Origin of the sequence: Pseudomonas sp. PLB05 (assembly GCF_021106615.1) — a bacterium.
GTDB lineage: Bacteria > Pseudomonadota > Gammaproteobacteria > Pseudomonadales > Pseudomonadaceae > Chryseomonas > Chryseomonas benzopyrenica.
Genome location: NZ_JAJOHO010000003.1, coordinates 81,265 through 100,317 on the forward strand (window position 1 = coordinate 81,265; position 19,053 = coordinate 100,317).

The 19,053-nt window shown below is 64.3% G+C and carries 16 protein-coding genes; 8 read left to right on the forward strand and 8 right to left on the reverse strand.

The genetic code is table 11. From position 1 onward, the window contains the following. The first annotated feature begins 132 nt into the window (after positions 1 to 132). From acnA to LRS53_RS13120, 8 genes are all read left to right on the forward strand, one after another. Positions 133 to 2,820: an aconitate hydratase AcnA gene (gene acnA, locus LRS53_RS13085; protein WP_231356183.1), complete on the forward strand. Its 2,688-nt coding sequence runs from the start codon at positions 133 to 135 to the stop codon at positions 2,818 to 2,820. Between the two features lie 160 nt (positions 2,821 to 2,980). Continuing rightward, entirely contained in the window at positions 2,981 to 3,724 is a 744-nt protein-coding gene (phbB, locus tag LRS53_RS13090; protein ID WP_017639663.1) for an acetoacetyl-CoA reductase, read from the forward strand. Positions 3,725 to 3,792: 68 nt separating this feature from the next. Then, positions 3,793 to 5,130 (forward strand): CitMHS family transporter, encoded by a 1,338-nt coding sequence (locus LRS53_RS13095; protein ID WP_017639662.1) that lies wholly within the window; start codon positions 3,793 to 3,795, stop codon positions 5,128 to 5,130. Positions 5,131 to 5,271: 141 nt separating this feature from the next. Beyond that, positions 5,272 to 6,192: a GntR family transcriptional regulator gene (locus tag LRS53_RS13100; protein ID WP_017639661.1), complete on the forward strand. Its 921-nt coding sequence runs from the start codon at positions 5,272 to 5,274 to the stop codon at positions 6,190 to 6,192. A gap of 224 nt (positions 6,193 to 6,416) precedes the next feature. Further along, a complete protein-coding gene (locus LRS53_RS13105) occupies positions 6,417 to 7,487 on the forward strand; it encodes an isocitrate/isopropylmalate dehydrogenase family protein (protein ID WP_160923158.1) in 1,071 nt (356 codons plus the stop codon). 66 nt (positions 7,488 to 7,553) lie between these two features. Continuing rightward, positions 7,554 to 8,825, forward strand: a complete 1,272-nt coding sequence (gene otnK / locus LRS53_RS13110; protein ID WP_231356184.1) for a 3-oxo-tetronate kinase — start codon at positions 7,554 to 7,556, stop codon at positions 8,823 to 8,825. A 19-nt stretch (positions 8,826 to 8,844) separates the two neighbouring features. Next, positions 8,845 to 9,741: a LysR family transcriptional regulator gene (locus tag LRS53_RS13115; RefSeq protein WP_231356186.1), complete on the forward strand. Its 897-nt coding sequence runs from the start codon at positions 8,845 to 8,847 to the stop codon at positions 9,739 to 9,741. A gap of 28 nt (positions 9,742 to 9,769) precedes the next feature. Then, positions 9,770 to 10,831, forward strand: a complete 1,062-nt coding sequence (locus LRS53_RS13120) for an AbrB family transcriptional regulator (protein WP_231356187.1) — start codon at positions 9,770 to 9,772, stop codon at positions 10,829 to 10,831. Positions 10,832 to 10,906: 75 nt separating this feature from the next. Here the strand turns inward: LRS53_RS13120 and LRS53_RS13125 are convergent, their stop codons facing one another. The 8 genes from LRS53_RS13125 to LRS53_RS13160 form a co-directional block, all read right to left on the reverse strand. Next, positions 10,907 to 11,641, reverse strand: coding sequence for a transporter substrate-binding domain-containing protein (locus tag LRS53_RS13125; protein ID WP_231356188.1), 735 nt, complete (start codon positions 11,639 to 11,641; stop codon positions 10,907 to 10,909). 18 nt (positions 11,642 to 11,659) lie between these two features. After that, entirely contained in the window at positions 11,660 to 12,976 is a 1,317-nt protein-coding gene (locus tag LRS53_RS13130; RefSeq protein WP_231356189.1) for an MFS transporter, read from the reverse strand. Positions 12,977 to 13,039: 63 nt separating this feature from the next. After that, positions 13,040 to 14,083 carry a lactonase family protein gene (locus tag LRS53_RS13135; protein WP_231356190.1) on the reverse strand — a complete coding sequence of 348 codons (1,044 nt, stop codon included), beginning with the start codon at positions 14,081 to 14,083 and terminating at the stop codon, positions 13,040 to 13,042. A 278-nt stretch (positions 14,084 to 14,361) separates the two neighbouring features. Then, entirely contained in the window at positions 14,362 to 14,694 is a 333-nt protein-coding gene (locus tag LRS53_RS23720) for a helix-turn-helix domain-containing protein (protein WP_331275305.1), read from the reverse strand. Positions 14,695 to 14,708: 14 nt separating this feature from the next. Then, a complete protein-coding gene (locus LRS53_RS13145; protein WP_231356192.1) occupies positions 14,709 to 16,049 on the reverse strand; it encodes a CitMHS family transporter in 1,341 nt (446 codons plus the stop codon). Between the two features lie 69 nt (positions 16,050 to 16,118). Then, on the reverse strand, positions 16,119 to 16,862 hold the full coding sequence (gene phbB / locus LRS53_RS13150) for an acetoacetyl-CoA reductase (protein WP_231356193.1): 744 nt from the start codon (positions 16,860 to 16,862) through the stop codon (positions 16,119 to 16,121). Between the two features lie 135 nt (positions 16,863 to 16,997). Then, positions 16,998 to 17,810, reverse strand: coding sequence for an amidohydrolase family protein (locus LRS53_RS13155; RefSeq protein WP_231356194.1), 813 nt, complete (start codon positions 17,808 to 17,810; stop codon positions 16,998 to 17,000). 109 nt (positions 17,811 to 17,919) lie between these two features. Then, the gene (locus tag LRS53_RS13160) at positions 17,920 to 18,990 is read right to left on the reverse strand and encodes an isocitrate/isopropylmalate dehydrogenase family protein (protein ID WP_231356195.1); all 1,071 of its coding nucleotides are present in this window, start codon (positions 18,988 to 18,990) and stop codon (positions 17,920 to 17,922) included. Between the last annotated feature and the right edge of the window lie 63 nt (positions 18,991 to 19,053).

Below are 19,053 nucleotides of genomic sequence, written 5' to 3' on the forward strand. Positions count from 1 at the left end.
GGCCACGCCTGAATTCCAGCGTTCGCCGACCGAGAACGCTGCGTTAGCCAGATACCAATTTCGAGTGACTGCCAGCTTTCCTAGCATGGCGCTCACACCGCCCACGATCACGACAACCAGACCGGACAGCCCATGAAGTTTGCCCTGGATTCCACCTACACCGGCCAGCTCACCCTCGGCGACCGGCATTACGCCTATGTCGACCTCAAGCGTCTGTTCGACGCCGACACCCTGGCGCGCCTGCCCTACTCCCTGCGTCTGCTGGTGGAAAACGTCGCCCGCTGCTTTCCCGAGGCGCTACCGCCGGTGCTGGCCCGTGCCCGTGGCGAAGGCCCGCCATGCGAGGCGCCCTTCCTGCCCAACCGCCTGATGTTCCACGACACCACCTGCCTGCCCGCCCTGGCCGACTTCGCCGGCATGCGCGACATGGTGGCCGAACTGGGCGGCGATCCGAGCCGGATGAATCCACGCATCCCAGCGGTGCTGACCATCGACCACTCGGTGATCGTCGAACGCTTCGCCGAGCCGGACGCGGTGGAAGCCAATCTGGACATCGACTACCGCCGCAACACCGAGCGCTACCAGTTCATCAAGTGGGCGCAGAAGAGCCTGGACAACTTCAAGGTGGTTCCACCGGGCACCGGCATCATCCACCAGGTCAACATGGAGTCCCTGGGCACCGTGGTCTGGGAAAGCGAGACCAGCGACGGCCAGCCGCTGCTGCACCCGGACGACATGGTCGCCACCGACAGCCATACCCCGATGATCAACGCCATCGGCATCCTCGGTTGGGGCGTGGGCGGTCTGGAAGGCCAGGCGGCCATGCTGGGCGAGCCGGTACCGATCAGTTTTCCCGAGGTCATCGGTATCCGTGTGACCAATGCGCTACGTCCGGGGGTAACCGCCACTGACCTTTCCTTGAAAGTCACCCAGTTGCTGCGCCAGCGCGGCGTGGTGGGCAAGTTCGTCGAGTTCTGCGGACCGGGCCTGTCGGGCCTGAGTTGGGCCGCCCGCGGCACCCTCTCCAACATGGCGCCGGAATACGGCGCGACCGTGGTGTTCTTCCCCTTCGATACGGTGACCATGGAGTACCTCGAGCTCACTGGCCGCACCCCGGAGCTGCGCGAGCGGGTCGCGGCCTACCTGGAAGCCCAGACCCTGTGGCGCCACGACAGCGATCCCGAGCCGGTCTTCACCGAGGTCATCCCGCTGGACCTCGCCAGCATCGAGCCCAGCGTGGCCGGTCCGCACCAGCCGCACCAGTGGCAACCGCTGGCCAAAGCCCGCGACTCCTTTCGAGCCGAGGTGCCGATCAACCCGGACGCCGGTCTGATCGCGCGTTCCACCGGAGCTACGGCGGACTACTTCGAGCCGAGCTTCGGCCAGCCGCTGACCCATGGCGCCATCTCCATCGCCGCCATCACCAGCTGCACCAACACCGCCAACCCGAGCCAGATGATCCAGGCCGGACTCCTGGCGCGAAGGGCGCGCGAACGCGGCCTCACCCGCAAGCCCTGGGTAAAGACCTCGCTCTCCCCTGGCTCTCGCGTGGTGGCGGACTACCTGCGCGAGGCCGATCTGCTGAGCGACTTCGCCGCCCTCGGTTTCGACCTGGCCGGCTTCGGCTGCATGACCTGCATCGGCAACTCGGGCACCTTCGAAGCCCACATGGAAGCCTTCGCCGACCAAGGCCTGAAGACAGTGGTGGTGCTCTCGGGCAATCGCAATTTCGAAGGCCGGGTCAATCCCAAGGCGCAATTCGGTTACCTCGCCTCGCCGGCCCTGGTGGTCGCCTATGCCCTGGCGGGCAGCATCGACGTCGATCTCGAACAGGCCGTGCTGGGGCTGGACCAAGCCGGTCAGCCCGTCTACCTACGCGATCTGCTGCCGGGCGATGACGAGGTCCAGGCACTGGTCCGCGAGACAGTGCGCCCGGAGTTGTTCCGCCAGCGCAACGCCACTCTCTGGGATGGGACCCACCACTGGCAGGCGTTGTCGGCCGAGGGCAGCGTGCGCTTTCCCTGGTCGCCCAGCTCGACCTATCTGCGCCGGCCGATCTATCTGCAGGGGATCACCCCAGAGCCGCCCACGTCGTTGGCCGTGCGCGACGCCCGCACGCTGATGGTGCTGGGCGACAACATCACCACCGACCACATCTCGCCCGCCAGTGCCATCCCCCTGGACAGTCCGGCGGGCCGTTGGTTGGTCGCCCATGGCGAGGCGCCGGAAGACCTCAACCAGTATTCGACCCGGCGCAGCAATCATGAGGTGATGATGCGCGGTGCCTTCGTCAACCGCGCGGTGAAGAATCGCCTGCTGCCGGCGCATCCGGGCCAGGGCGGCTGGGCGCGGGCGGCCGACGGCGAGGTGCTGCCGGTGTACGACGCCGCCCTCAGCTGGGTTCGCCAGGGCAGGCCACTGGTGGTGTTCGCCGGCCTCAACTACGGCGCCGGCTCCAGTCGCGACTGGGCGGCCAAGGCGCAGGCTACCCTGGGCGTCAGGCTGGTGGTGGCGCAGAGCTTCGAGCGCATCCACCGCAGCAACCTGATCGGCATGGGCATCTTCCCGGTGCGCTTCCCCGCCGGGCAAGGCGCCGAAAGCCTGTGCCTGAGCGGTGACGAGCGTTTGGACTTCGCCGGGCTGGATGAACTGCGGGTAGGCATCAACCTCATCAGGCTGCAGATCACCCGCCCGGATGGCCAGAATGACAGCGTCACCCTGGAACTGCTGCTGGATTCCAACCAGGAGATCCTCTACCTGCGCCAGGGCGGCATCCTGCCCTACGTGATCCGCAAGACCCTGAGCGAAGGACGGATGTGAATCCAAGGCCTCGCTAGCTCGAGGCCGAAACGCCCAAACCCACTGGAAGCTACCGCCCATCCTCATAATTGTATCTTGTGTATTTACAAGACAATTCGATTCATCTTACCGTGCCTTACACGGCTCACGCCCGACAAGAACGACAACAGGAGAGCTACACATGAGCAAGCGCATCGCCTTCGTCACCGCCGGTATGGGCGGATTGGGAACCGCCGTCTGCCAACGCCTGGCTCGGGACGGCTTCACCGTCATCGCCGGCTGCGGTCCGGACTCACCGCTCAAGGCCGACTGGCTGGAACAGCAACGCAAGCTGGGCTTCGACTTCATCGCGGCCGAAGGGAACGTCGCTGACTGGGAATCCACCCGCGCTGCCTTTGCCAAGATTCGCGACGAGGTCGGCCCCGTCGATGTCCTGGTCAACAACGCCGGTACCGCCTGCAACGTGGTGTTCCGCGACATGCAACCGGGTGACTGGCAGACGGTGATCGATACCAACCTCAACTCCCTGTTCAACGTCACCCGCCAGGTGATCGATGGCATGACCTCCCGCGGCTGGGGACGGATCATCAACATCTCCTCGGTCAACGCCCAGCTCGGTCAGGTCGGCCAGGTGAACTATTCCACCGCCAAGTCGGCGATCCGCGGCTTCACCCGCGCCCTGGCCCGTGAGCTGGCGGCCCGCGGGGTCACGGTCAACACCGTCTCGCCCGGCTACATCGCCACGCCACGGCTAAAGGCCCTGACCCGCACCGAACTCATGGATCGCATCGTCCACGAGATCCCCATGCGTCGCCTGGGCACGCCGGAAGAGATCGCCTCCATGTGCTCCTGGCTGGCATCGGACGAATCGGCCTTCGCCACCGGCGCGGACTTCTCCCTCAATGGCGGTCTCCACATGAGCTGATCGCCACTCCGCCACCGAACACAACGACAACCACAACAAAAGTTGTATTTTGGAATCAGGAGATACAGATGCTCTCTCTGCTCGGCTATGGAATGATCGTGACCTTCATGGTGCTGATCATGACCAAGCGGCTGCCGCCCTTGGTGGCCTTGACCATCATCCCCATCATCTTCGCCATCATCGGCGGCTTTGCACCGGAGATGGGGCCGATGATGATCGATGGCCTGCGCAAGGTCGCACCCACCGCCATCATGGTGATGTTCGCCATCCTCTATTTCGGCCTGATGTTCGATACCGGGCTGTTCGATCCCATCATCCGCACCTTCATCAAGCTGATCAAAGGCGATCCCGCCAAGGCGGTGCTCTTCGCTACCCTGCTGGCCGGCATGGTGTCCCTGGACGGCGACGGTTCCACCACCTACATGATCACCCTGACCGCCATGCTGCCGCTGTTCCGCCGCCTGCGGCTGAATCCACTGATCCTGCCTTGCGTGGTCATCCTCGCTGCCAGCGTCACCAACCTGCTGCCCTGGAGCGGACCCATGGCCCGGGTCGCCGCGGCACTGCAGGTGGAAACCAGCCAACTGTTCATCCCGCTGATCCCGCCGATGATCGTCAGCTTCATCGGAGTCCTGGCGCTGGCCTTCTGGTTGGGGTTGCAGGAGCGGCGCCGTCTGGGCCTGCTGGTTGCACCGGGTGGCAATCCGCTGCGCGCGACGGGCATGGACGAAGACATGGGTGATCTGCTCACGCTGAGCGACGAGAACGCCGAACTGCGCCGGCCCAAGCTGTTCTGGTTCAATGCCCTGCTCACCTTGGCGCTGATGACCTGCCTGGTGATCGAACTGCTGCCACTGCCGATCCTGTTCATGGTCGCCTTCTGCATCGCCCTGACCATCAACTACCGGCAGATGGACGACCAGCGTCGGCGCATCTCGGCCCATGCCCCCGCGGCCCTGACGCAGATCTCGATCTTCATCGCCGCTGGCATCTTCGCCGGCATCCTCTCCGGGACCGGCATGGTCAAGGCCATGTCCGGCTCGCTGCTCTGGGCCCTGCCGGAGAGCTGGGGCAACTACCTGGCGCCTATCACCGCGCTGCTGAGCATTCCCGGCACCTTCTTCATGTCCAACGACGCCTTCTACTATGGCGTACTGCCGGTGCTGGCCCATGCGGCCGAAGCCTATGGCATAGGCGCGGCGGAGATCGGCCGCGCTTCGCTGATCGGGCAGCCGGTACACCTGCTCAGTCCGCTGGTGGCGTCCACCTATCTGCTGGTGGGCCTGGCCGGGGTCGAGTTCAGCGATCACCAGAGATACACCATGAAATGGGCGTTCGCCCTGAGCTTTCTGCTCATGGCGGTCTCCATGGCGCTGGGGTTGTTCCCGCTCTACTCGGCCCGCTGACGGTCTCGGCGACGGTGCATCCGGCGCCGTCGCCCGCTCCGGATGGCCGTGGTTATGGTAACGTCAGGGCGCTCCGCCAGACCCGGCTGGCCAACCTCTTCCGTACCTGCGCTCCGGTACCCGTCGTCCAGAAGATTCCCGATGAAAAAAGACCTCGCCGAACAACTCGCCCCGCGCATCATCGACCTTGCCCGTGCCCGCTCGATGAAAGCCGGTGATCCGTTGCGCGAGGAGGCCTTCGCCAAGGAACTGGGCGTTTCCCGCTCGCCGGTACGACGGGGCTTCGCCTTGCTGGAACAATTGGGCCTGGCGCGCAAGGAGCCCAATCGCGGCTTCTTCCTCACCCGCAACGCCACCACCATCGAGCAGGCCGCCCTGCCCAGCGAGGACGATCCCTATGAGGAGCTCTACCTGCGGGTGGTGGACGACATGCTGCGTGGCGACATCCGCAGCAGCTTCTTCGAGGCCGAGTTGCTGCGGCGCTACCAGATCCCTCGCGGCCAGTTGCTCAAGGTGCTCAACCGCCTGGCCAGCGAGGCCATGATCGAACGCCGCCCCGGCCAGGGGTGGGAGATCAATACCTTCCTGCATGACAGCGAAGCCCATATCCAGAGCTATCGCTTCCGCATGGCCATCGAGCCCTTCGCCCTGCGCGAACCGGGCTATCGCATCGACAAGCGCGCCTTCGCCCAGGCCCGCCAGCGGCAGCAACGATTGCTGGACGGGGAGCTGTTCACCCTGTCCCGCGCCCAGCTGTTCGAGATCGGCTCCAGCTTCCACGAATTGTTGGTGCGCTGCTCGGGCAATGTCTTTCTGCTCGAAGCCATCCGCCGGCAGAATCAGCTGCGTCGCTTCATGGCCTACCGCTCCAACGTCGAACGCTCGCGGCAGATCGGCCAGAGTCAGGAACACCTGCATATCCTCGACCTGCTCGAAGGCGGCAGTCGCGAAGAAGCGGCGCTCTTCCTGCACCAGCATCTCGACGTGGTCAGCCGGCTCAAGGCCGCCCAGGACCGCCAGCTGGAAGCCGCCGAAGAAGACGCGGCAAAGCAGCCAGCCTGATTCGCCCGCGCGCCTGACCCTCAATGCCCCTGCACGCCCGTCACCCATACGGGCGCTGAGCCCACACGTTCGCCAGGCACGAATCGATGTCGCTTTTTTTGTCCTGCGCCGTTGCATGAATTGTTTTTAGATGACATAAAGTACAAATCGTCCTGCCCAGGTTGTGACCTCCTCAGGCTCAGCCATCAGGCCGACGTCCCCACAGAATCTACAAGGAGAAAACAATGCGTATTCTGGTCCTGCCCTGCGACGGTATCGGTCCCGAAATCATCCAGGCATCCATGTCCGTGCTGGATGTCGCCAACGAAAAGTTCGGCCTGGGATTGACCTTCGATTACGACGACGTCGGCTTCACCAGCCTGGAGAAGCACGGCATTACCCTGCGTGACGAGACCCTGGAAAAGGCCAAGACCTACGATGGCGTGATCCTTGGCACCCAATCCCACGCCGACTACCCGGCGCCCGAAAAAGGCGGTCGCAACGTCTCTGCCGGCTTTCGCATCGGCCTCGATCTCTATGCCAACGTGCGCCCGGCGCGCACCCGGCCGTTCCTCGCCTCCAACATGAGGGAAGGCAAGAGCATGGACCTGGTGATCATGCGCGAGGCCACCGAAGGCTTCTATCCGGATCGCAACATGAGCCGCGGCTGGGGCGAGGTGATGCCCTCCCCGGACATGGCGCTGTCCACCCGCAAGATCACCCGCCACTGCAGCGAGCGCATCGCCCGCCAGGCCTTCGAGCTGGCGATGAAGCGCCGGCGCAAGGTCACCGCCATTCACAAGGCCAACAGCTTCCACATGACCGACGGCCTGTTCCTGGAATGCGTGCGCAACGTGGCCAAGGAATTCCCCGAGGTGCAGCTCGACGATCTGCTGGTGGACGCCTCCACCGCGCACCTGGTGCGCAACCCCGAGCGCTTCGACGTGCTGGTGGCGACCAACTTCTATGGCGACATCATCAGCGACCTGGCCAGCGAACTCTCCGGCAGCCTGGGCCTCGCCGGCTCCATCATGGCCAGCAACATCCACTGCTGCGCCCAGGCCCAGCATGGCTCGGCGCCGGATATCGCCGGTCAGGACAAGGCCAACCCGGTGTCGATGATCCTGTCCATCGGCATGCTGCTGCACTGGATGGGCGAGCACCGTGGCAATGCCAAGCTGCAGGAAGCGGCCGCGGCGATCGACCAGGCGGTGGACAAGGTGTTGGAGGATCCGGCCAAGCGCACCGCCGACCTGGGTGGCAGCCTGGGCTGCGCCGCCTTCGGCCAGGCAGTGGCCCAGGTCCTGCGCGGCTGAGGTCATACCCGCCTCTCCGGGGCGTGCGCGCCCCGGGCACCCCAGACAAGAACAAGGAGAATCTCCATGGCCACGCCGCTCCTGGGCTGCATCGCCGACGACTTCACCGGCGGTACCGACCTCGCCAGCACCCTGGTGGCCCAGGGCATGCGCACCGTTCAGGTACTGGGCGTGCCGGACGGTCCCCTGCCCAGCGACGTCGACGCCGTGGTGGTCGCCCTCAAGACCCGTACCCTGCCTGCCGCCGAAGCGGTCGCCGAGTCCCTGGCGGCCCTGGCCTATCTGCGCGCGCTGGGGTGCCGGCAATTCTTCTTCAAGTATTGCTCAACCTTCGATTCCACCGCGGCCGGCAACATCGGACCGGTCGCCGATGCCCTGGCCGGTGCCCTGGGCGCCACGTTGAGTATCGCCTGCCCCGCTTTTCCCGAAAACGGCCGGACGCTCTACCTCGGCCAGCTGTTCGTCGGCGACCAGCCCCTGGCCGAGTCGGGCATGCGCCACCACCCGCTGACCCCCATGACCGACAGCAACCTGGTGCGGGTACTACAGGCACAAACACCCCATCCCGTCGGCCTGGTACGCCTGCCCCAGGTGCGTCAGGGCAGCGCAGCCCTGGCCACGGCCCTGGCCGACCTCCAGGCGCAGGGCGTTCGCCATGCCATCGTCGACGCCGTCGACAACGCCGACCTGCACGCCATAGGTGCAGCCGTGGCGGATCATCCACTGGTCACCGGGGGTTCCGGCGTGGCCCTGGGGCTGCCGGCCAACTTCCGCCGCCGCGGCCTGCTGGCCGCCCATGCCGAAGCATCAGCCCTGCCCGCTGCACCCGGTCTGGCCGCCGTGCTGTCGGGCAGCTGTTCCACCGCGACCCGCGGCCAGGTGGCCGTCTGGCTAGAGCACCGCCCTGGCTTCCGCCTCGATCCGCTGGCCCTGGCCACGGGCGACGATCAGGTCAGTGCCGCGCTCGCCTGGGCCGAAGCGCGCCTGGCTACCGAGCCGGTGCTCATCTATGGCAGTGCCGACCCCGAAGAGGTGCGCAAGGCCCAAGCACAGCTGGGCGTGGAGCGCGCCGGCCAATTGGTCGAAGATGCCCTGGCCCGTATCGCCCAGGGCCTGCACACGCGTGGCGTGACGCGGCTGGTGGTGGCTGGCGGCGAAACCTCGGGGGCGGTGGTCAAGGCCCTGGCGATCGTCAGTCTGCGCATCGGGGCGCCCATCGCCCCGGGCGTACCCTGGACCCTGGGCAGCGGCGCCCGGGGGGACATCGCCCTGGCGCTCAAATCCGGCAACTTCGGCACGTCGGACTTCTTCGAACGGGCCCTGGCCGTCGCCCCCTGACCCCTTGCGAGGATCGCCCATGAGCGGCTCTGCGCCACGCTACGATCTGGTCAGCCTGAACGCCTTCCGGGTCGTGGCCCAGGAGCGCAACGTCACCCGTGCCGCGCGGCTCTGCCATCTGGCCGTCTCCGCCGTGAGCAAGAGAATCAGCGAACTGGAAGATCAGGTCGGGGTGCCACTGTTCATCCGGCACGCCCGTGGCATGGGACTCACCCCGGCCGGCGAGACCATGCTGCACTATGTGGAGCGGGTGCATGGCGATCTGCGCCTCATGCAATTGGAACTCAACGAGCATGGCAGCGGCGCCACCGGCCATATCCGCCTGCAAGCCATCACCTCGGCGCTGACCAATCACCTGACCCCCGATCTCGCCAGCTTCATGAGCCTCTATCCGCGGGTGGATTTCGACATCGAGGAGCGCGTGGGCAGCAGCATCGTCCAGGCGGTGGCCGAAGGCAGGGCGGATGTGGGCATCGTCGCGGCCGATACCGCCGCCCTGGACCTGGAGACCTTCGCCTATCGCCGCGAGCGCCTGGTGGTGATCGCCGCCGCGGATCACCCTCTGGCCGGGCGTGACCGGGTAAGCTTCGCCGAGACCCTGGATCACGAATTCATCGCCCCCCACGTGGAGAGCTCGATGAACGCCCTGCTCTCGCGCCAGGCGGCGCTGCTCCAGCGCAGCATCCGTCAGCGCGTGCGCATCAGCAGCTTCGAGGCCATGTGCCGACTGGCGGCGATTCGCCTGGGCCTGTGCGTGCTGCCCGAGTCCATCGTGCGGCCTTATCTCAAGCCGATGAAACTGGTAGCCCTGGAGCTGGACGAAGCCTGGGCCAGCCGCGCCATCGTCGTGGTGGTGCGACGCTATAGTGCGCTGTCACCGGTGGCCAAGGCTTTTGTCGGTCATCTGCGTCCCTGAACCCTGCAACCGGATCCTGTACCACGCCATGTCGACCTCCCGCTTCGCCCCTCGCCCCTGGTGGCCCACCCCCTTCGTCGGCCTGCTCGGCGGCTGGCTCGCCAGCCTGGTGCACTGGCCGTTGCCCTGGATCACCGGCGCCCTGATCGCCGTGACTCTCTGTCGCTGCCTCGGCTGGCGCATCACCATCATTCCCCACGGTCGCCCCGCCGGGCAATGGCTGATCGCCACGGCCATCGGCCTGCACTTCACCCCGGCGATACTGACCGAGGTCGTCAGGCACCTGCCGCTGATGGCCTTGGCGGCCATCGCCACCCTGGTACTCGCACTTGTCGGCATCACCGTCGTGCAACGCCTGGGCACGGAACCCAAGACCGCCTTCTTCGCCTTCATGCCAGCCAACTTCGCCGAGATGATCAATCTGGCCGAACGCCACGGCGCCGATGCACCCAAGGTCGCCGCCGCCCATACCCTGCGGCTGGTGATCATCGTGCTGGTGGTGCCGCCGGCCATGCTCTGGGGCGTCCCCGGTATCGCCCAGGCCGCCCATGTCCCACCGCCGCCGGACTGGCGCTGGCTGGCCCCGCTGCTGGCGGCCGGCCTGGTGGCGGCCCTGGCCTGGAAGCGTCGCGGCTGGCCCAACCCCTGGATGTTCGGCCCCCTGGCGCTGTGCTGCCTGGTCACCGCCTCCAGCGGCCTGGTCACCAGCCTGCCGCCGACGCTGAGCCACCTGGCCCAGGTGCTTATCGGCGTCACCCTGGGGTGCCACTTCGACCGCGCCTTCTTTCGCCGCTCGCCGCGCTTTCTGCTACTGGCAACCCTCTACACCCTGCTCTGTCTGATCGCCACCTTCCTGATCGCCTGGTTGCTGGCTCAGGTATTCGCCCTGCCCTTCACCACCCTGGCCCTGGGCATGACGCCGGGCAGCACCACCGAGATGTACCTGACGGCCGAGGCCCTGGGGCTGGGCGTAGGCACCGTCACTGCCATGCAGATCCTGCGGCTGGTGGTGGTGATGGCGGTGGCCGAACCGCTCTATCGGCGCTGGTGCGCACGCTCGGTCGAGCCGGTGACCAGGGAATCGCCCTAGCGCCCGCTGCGACGACGCGGCGACCGCTGGACAAAGGGGCTACGGGTACGTGCCCGCAGCCAGGTCCAGCCGATGTCAGGCGTTCAATGCGGGCCCGACCCGTGCCTCGGACTGACCGCTGGCGGCCAGTTCGCGGGCGACGAAGCCATTGCGGATCTGCTCGTCGAGAAAATCCCGGACGAAGGCCGCGCCGGCGCTGCGCCCCTTGGGCACGGCCATGGCCTGACGGATTTCGGTGAAGCTGTCGGCCAGCACCCGGTAGCCGGCGTGAGCCCGGGCATAGGCTTCCAGCGGTTGGCGCACGCCGGCGGCGGCGTCCAGGCCCTGATCGACGAACCAGTCCACCGCCGCCGCCGAGGTCGGCGCCCGCACCAGTTCGGCCTGGGTCAGGGTGCGGCTCAGATAGAGGTCGTAGGCGGCGCCCTGCCCCACGGCGATGCGGCTGCCGGCCCGATCCAGTTCGGCGACGCCCTGGGCGGAATCGGCGTCCCGCAGCAGATAGGTGCCCTCGATGATGACGTAGGGATGGCTGAAGTCGATCTGCGCCGCCCGTACCGGTTCGATGGCCAGGAAGGCCAGGTCCCAGGCGTCGTCTTCGAGGGCGGCGAAGACCTTGCCGGCGGCGTCGTAGGTGCTGAACTGCACGGGCACGCCCAGGCGCTCGGCCAGGGCGTGGGCCAGGGCCGCGGAGACCCCGGCCGGCTGGCCATTGGCGCCACGCTGCGCCAGCACCGGATTACCGTAGTTGATCGCCGTCCGTAGCGCGCCCTGGGGGGCGAGGTCCGCGAGTACCGCTGAGCTGGGGGTCATGGGAGAACTCCTTGGAGGTCAGGTGGTGGCCGCAGCGGCGCGGGTATCGTCGTCGCCACGGTCGAGACGGATCAGCAGGGTCATGATGAAGGCGATCGCCAGCAGCGCACTGAGAAACAGCAGGCCCGCCGAGGCGCTCTGGGTATTGCCCTTCACCATGCCGATCATGAAGGGTCCGACAAAGCCGCCCAGGTTGCCAATGGAATTGATCACGGCGATGGATACCGCGGCCGTGGAACGACTGAGAAACAGTGTCGGTAGCGCCCAGAACGGCGACTTGAAGCTGTACAGGCCGGCCAGCGCCAGGCTGATCAAGCCGATCGCCAAGTAAGGATCGCGCACCAGGCCGGCACCCACCAGCGCCACCGCCGCGACCGCCAGCGGAATGGCCGAATGCAGACGCCGTTCGCCGTGGCGATCCGAACGCCGCGACCAGGCGATCATCACCAGGGTGGCGACGATGTAGGGGATGGTGGCGATCAGGCCGATCTGGGTGTGGCTCAGCGCGGAGGAGAAGCCCTTGATGATCTGCGGCATCCAATAACCCACGCCCAGGCTGCCGCACTGGTAGACGAAGTAGATGAAGGCTAGATAGAGCACCTTGGGATTGCTCATGGCCTTGAGCGCGCCGAAATGCTTGACGTCCTTGCGCGCCTGGCGATCACGCTCCAGCTCGGCCAGCAGCCAGGCCTTTTCCTCGGTCGTCAGCCAGCGCGCCTGTTCCGGCCGATCGGTGAGGTAGAAATAGCACAGCACGCCAAGGAACACCGCCGGGATACCTTCCAGGAACAGCATCCAGCGCCAGCCACTCCAGCCCAGCCAGTGCACGTTGTCCATGATCCAGGTCGAGAGCGGCGCACCGATGATGTAGGACACCGGGATCGCCGCGGTGAAGAGTGCCACCGTGGTGGCCAGTTCGCGGGAGCGAAACCAGTAGGTCAGGTAGACGATGATGCCGGGGAAGAAACCCGCCTCCGCGACACCTAGCAGGAAGCGCAGGACATAGAGGTGCATGGCGCTCTGGGCGAAGGCCGTGGCCGCGGCGATCACGCCCCAGGTGACCAGGATGCGCGCGATCCATACCCGCGCGCCAAAGCGTTCGAGCAAGAGGTTGCTCGGCACCTCGAACAGGAAGTAGCCGATGAAGAAGATACCCGAGACGAAGCCGAAGACTTCGCTGGACAGCGCCAGCTCGGCGTTCATCTGCAACGCCGCGTAGCCGATGTTGGCCCGATCCAGGTAGGAGACGATGTAGAGCAGGAAGACGAAGGGGATGATGCGCCAGGTCACCTTGCGGATGATGGCCTGCTCCCGGCTCACGGGGGTGGTGTTCATGATGGCCTCACAGGGCCGCAACGGGGCGGCCGATCTTGTTGTTATGGGATGCGGCGACGATCTTCAGCGGCTGAAGATCAGGCACACCGGGCTGCCACAGCGCACCGCCGTGCCGGTGGGTTCGAGGATTCCCCGGGTCTCGTCGACCAGGAAGGTGACGATGCTGTCGCTGTCTTCGTTGAGGGCGAACAGCTGGCGGCCATCCGGCGCCAGGGCGAAGGCGCGTGGCGTGCGGCCACCGCTCGCCAGGCTGCCGAGCGGCGTCGGCAGCCCGCTCTGGGGATCCAGCGTGAAGACCATCAGGCTGTCGTGGCCGCGATTGGAGGTGTAGAGCAGACGCCCGCTGCGATCCACTTCGATGGCCGCCGCCCGGCTGTTGCCGGTGAAACTGGCTGGCAGCGTCGAGTGGATGGCCAGGGGTTCAAGGCCCCCGGAGCGAGCATCGAAGGCATAGCTGGTGAGGGTCGAATCCAGCTCGTTGACCACATAGGCCCGCGGCAGGTGCGGATGGCAGACCAGATGCCGTGGCCCCGCGCCCTCGCGGGTCGCCACCTCGGCCACCGGCACCAGGCGTCCGTCGTGAAAGGCGAAGCTGAAGATCCGGTCCAGTCCCTTGTCCGGCACCAGTACGAAGCGGCCACTGGGGTCGAAGGGATTGCAGTGGGGCTTGGCATGGGGTTGTTCCTGGCGATGCGGCCCGGGCTCGCCCTGCAGCTCCAGCAGCTGGACCAGTGGCTCCAGCCGCCCATCCGCCGCCACTGGCAGGACAGCGAGACTGCGACCGAGATGATTGCTCACCACCAGGTGGCGATCGTCCGGCGCCAGCGCCAGGTGCACGGGATTGCGACCGCCACTGGCTTGCTGGTTGAGCAGGGTCAGGCAACCGCTCTGGCGGTCGACGGTGAAGGCGCTGACAGCCTGCTCGTCGCCATGCACCGTATAGAGACGGTCACCCGCCCGATTGAGGGTCAGGTAGGACGGATTGATCAGGTCGCCGACCACCTGGACGAGATCCAGCGCGCCCTGGGGCGTGACCCGGTAAACGCTGATCCCCTCCCCGCGGGCCTGGCGGGCGCGGGTGGTTCGGCTTCCGACATAGGCGTACATAGGGCTCTCCTGGCACCGACTGGAAGGGTCCGACGTCTGCGCCAAGGCAACCGTCCGACCCGCTTGCGCCACCTTAGGCAACCCGTTGCCCAGCGAAAATTGACCTTTGGCCAACGCAGCGTTCGCGCCCGGCGAACGCTTGCCAACCGTTCGTCATGGTCCCCGTGCTGGGTACCAGGTACCAATCGTGTGACGGACACACAGACGCCACCGAAATATCAGGCGGGAACTCTTGCTAGCTTTGTGGCCAACAAAGGTCTCTTCCCGATATTTCGGGCTCAACCTACGCCCAGTGTCCTTTGTCGAGAGTCTACAAACCGTATGCGCCAGCGAGATACCGTTCGCGCAGTGACGCCCATTCGCGCGGCTATATCCACCCCTTTTTCGCCTGCCGCACAAGCCAGGATAATTTGCGCAGCTACCCTTCTATGACCGGATAGGTGTTGGCTGTCTATGATTGCAACCAGCATCCTTCGCTCAAGCGGCGTGAGGTGGACTTCCATCGCTGGACGACCCAGTCGCCGACGACTCGGCTTGGTAGACGGCGCACGTTTTCGGGCGCTGCCTGGAGACGTAACTCCTACGTTGGCTTCACAGTTTTGCATGGCCATAAAGCTCCGCGGGATCAACTGTTCGATGAGTACAGTGGGAACAAGCCGAGCATCATTGAGACGCCCATGAGCAGGAAACTCAGCGCGAAAGCCCACTTCATGGTGTAGCGCTGGTGATCGCTAAACTCCACTCCGGCCAAGCCCACCAGCAGATAGGTGGAAGCCACTAGCGGACTGAGCAGGTGCACTGGCTGCCCGATGAGCGAGGCTCGACCGATCTCTGCCGCACCTATGCCATAGGCTTCGGCAGCCTGGGCCAGCACTGGCAGCACGCCGTAGTAGAAGGCGTCGTTGGACATGAAGAAAGTACCGGGAATGCTCAGCAGTGCAGTGATCGGTGCCAGATAATTTCCCCAGTCGTCTGGCAGCGCCCACAACAGCGAGCCGGACATTGCCTTGACCATACCGGTGCCGGAGAGGATGCCAGCGAAGATTCCCGCAGCGATAAAAATGGCGATCTGGTTCAACGCCGCGGGCGCATGGGCCGCAATACGGCGCCGTTGATCATCCATGTGGCGGTAGTTGATGGTCAGGGCGATGCTGAAGGCAACCATGAACAAGACAGGCAACGGCAACAGTTCGATCACCAGGCAGGTCATTAGCGCCAGGGTCAGAATGGCGTTGAACCAGAACAGCTTAGGCCTGCGCAGCTCTGCATTTTCCTCGCTCAAGGTCAGCAGGTCGGCTATGTCTTCATCCATGCCGGTAGCACGCAACGGAGTACCGCGCGGCGCGACTAACAAGCCTAGGCGACGTCGCTCTTGGAGCCCAAGCCAGAAGGCTAGCGCCATCACCCCGATGAAGCTGACGATCATTGGCGGAATTAGCGGGATAAATAGCTGGGTGGTCTCTACCTGCAGCGCCGCAGCAACCCGAGCCATTGGGCCGCTCCAAGGCAGCAGGTTGGTGACGCTGGCGGCGAGGATGACCACACAGGGCAGGATCAACGGATTTAGCCGCAACCGCCGGAATAGCGGCAGCATAGCGGTGACGGTGATCATGTAGGTGGTGGAGCCGTCGCCGTCCAGAGAGACCATACCGGCCAGCAGAGTGGCAAAGAGCACTGCCTTGGCAGGATCGCCCTTGATCAGCTTGATGAAGGTGCGGATCACCGGATCGAAAAGGCCGGTATCGAACATCAGGCCGAAATAGAGGATGGCGAACATCACCATGATGGCGGTAGGCGCGACCTTGCGCAGGCCATCGATCATCATGGGGCCCATAACAGGGGCAAAGCCGCCTATAACAGCGAACAGAATGGGGATGATGGTAAGCGCCACCAGCGGGGGCAACCGCTTGGTCATGATCAGCGCCATGAAGGTCACGATCATTCCATAGCCGAGCAGAGAGAGCATCGGTATCTCCTGGTGCCAAAGTACAACTGTTGTTGTGGTTGTTGTTGTGGTCCGGTGGCAGTGCGGTGATCAGCTCATGTGCAGACCACCGTTAAGAGAGAAGTCCGCGCCGGTGGCGAAGGCCGACTCTTCAGAGGCTAGCCAGGAGCACATGGAGGCGATCTCTTCCGGGGTACCAAGACGGCGCATGGGAATCTCGTGAACGATGCGATCCATGAGATCGGTTCGAGTCAGGGCCTTGAGACGCGGCGTGGCGATGTAGCCGGGCGAGACGGTGTTGACCGTGACCCCTCGCGACGCAAGTTCTCGTGCAAGGGCCCGCGTAAAGCCGCGGATGGCCGCCTTGGCGGTGGAATAATTGACCTGGCCGACTTGGCCGAGCTGGGCGTTGACCGAAGAGATATTGATGATCCGGCCCCAACCGCGCGAGGTCATGCCATCGATCACCTGGCGGGTGACGTTGAACAGGGAGTTGAGGTTGGTATCGATCACCGTCTGCCAGTCACCCGGTTGCATGTCGCGGAACACCACGTTGCAGGCGGTACCGGCGTTGTTGACCAGCACATCGACAGGACCAACCTCGTCGCGAATTTTCGCGAAGGCGGCACGGGTGGATTCCCAATCCGCGACATTGCCCTCAGAGGCAATGAAATCGAAGCCCAGCTTGCGCTGCTGCTCCAACCAGTCAGCCTTCACTGGCGAATCCGGGCCGCAGCCCGCGATAACCGTGTAGCCGTCCCGTGCCAGTCGCTGGCAAACGGCGGTACCCAAGCCGCCCATGCCGGCGGTAACGAATGCGATACGCTTACTCATCTGGTGCTCCCTGTAGGTGCTTATTGTTCAAACATTTTTTCCAGACATGAGCTCTCCCCTCCTCTGCCACGAGGACGAATTACGTTATGGGAGAGCAAGAAGCGCGCTACCTCCCTGGAGGATTGGCGCTCTCAGTTAGACGTTGAAATGAAACAGCTCGGAAGGCGTATCCCACAGAACTTGCCTTCGAACTGACGGGGCACTGAGCCAGCGATCTCTGTCGTCAATCTGCATCTGATAGGTCTGGCTGTCTTCGCGTTGGGTAAAAGGCCAGTCGCTTGCCCAAACAAGCCGGTGAGCACCGAAGTTCTCTACGAGGAGAGGCACCGCTGCGTCAGCGAAAGACCTGCTCGTCCGATAAGCTCCCGACAGTTTCAGCCAGAGCAGTTGCGTGTCAGCCAACTTCAGTAATCGTTGAAAGGCTTCACCCGACACGCCCTCGTCGGCATTGGGCATACCAAAGTGATCGACTACGACACGTGTTCCGCTTTCCAGGAGGGGCTCAACGGTCATTGGAAGACGATCACAACGATCATTGACTTCGATATGCCAGCGATTTTGCCGACAGAACTCGAGGATGTCGGGCCACTGATCAGACTTGAAATCCGGAACAGGCAGATTGCCTGTCAGGTTAAGACGGATCCCGACAGCTCCCGAATCAGCGTATTCAGGTAAGCGATCAATATCCATGGCTGGATTTATTGCAACGACTCCCCGAAGTCGTCCGTTGCCTCGCTTGAGCGATTCCAGCAGATAGCTGTTGTCAGCCCCGAGAATGCTAATGGCAATGAGCACCGCCTTGTCGACGCCGTGCTTGTTCAATATCTCAATCAGTCGTTCGTAAAAGACGTCATAGTCAGGCGTAAAGCGGCGGCTATCGATGAACTTCAGACCACGATGAAACACGTGAACATGGGTATCGATAACAGCTTCGCGCGAACCGATCATAAGGATCTTCTCCTACGCGGTTACCGCCGACAGCAGCTCGCGAGAATCGCTGTCGGCTATAAGTAGGCGCCGTCGCCCTGGCTGAATGGGAAACGGCGGCCTTCCTGCCTTAGGCGTTGAGCGCTGCGGCGACTGCTTTACCGAAGGCTTCGCAACCCAGTCGTCCGCCCAGATCGGCAGTGCGGGTCGCAGGATCCTGAAGAACGCGGTCGACGGCCTGATCGATGCAAGCAGCTGCTTCCTGGTATTTGGGGCTGCTGCGCTTTTCGCCGAGCCAATGCAGCAGCATTGCAACCGACAGGATCATGGAGGTCGGGTTGGCTTTGTCCTGGCCAGCGATGTCCGGCGCAGAGCCGTGCTGCGCCTGGGCGCAGCAGTGAATGTCACTGGCATTGATGGATCCGGCCAGGCCAAGGCTTCCCGACAGCTCACTGGCCAGGTCGCTCAGGATGTCGCCGTAGAAATTGGTCGCGACGAGGACATCAAAACGTTCCGGATTGCGTACCAGGTAGGCGGTCGACGCGTCCACCAGCAGCGTGTCCAATTGAACCTCTGGGAAGTCCTTGGCGACGTGCTGAACGCATTCCAGAAAGAGCCCGTCGGTCATGTGGAAACTGTTGGCTTTATGGATGGCGGTAACCTTACGGCGGCGCTTCATCGCCAGCTCAAAGGCCTGGCGCGCGATACGCTCGCTGCAGTGCCGCGTGATCTTGCGGATGGACAGTGCCATGTCCGGTGAAGGCATGACCTCACCCCAACCGCGGCTCATGTTGCGGTCTGCATAAAATCCTTCGGTCGCCTCGCGCATGATCACCAGATCCATGGTGCGACCCTCTTTCATATTCGAAGCGAGGAAGGACCGGGTACGGGCAGGTCGGACGTTGGCATAGAGATCCATGCCAACCCGGAAGCCGGCCGAGACGTTACGTCCGCCTTTCTCGGGCGCCGGATAATCCGCGTGCGACTGGGTTCCAAGGATGATGCCGTCATAGCCACGAGCCTTTTCAAGGGTCTCGTCGCGCAGCGTCGTGCCGTACTTTTCCAGGCTAGTGAAGCCCACATCGTCGTAGTCGAAGGCCAGGTCGAGGCCAAATTTGGCGTTGGCTGCATCCAGCACAGCGATGGATGCTTGAACGATTTCAGGGCCGATGCCATCGCCAGGCAGAACCAGAATGCGCATTGTTTTTCTCCGTAAGTAGGTCTGGGCACGATCGCCGTTCAGAGTTCACCTGGTCGAGGCGAC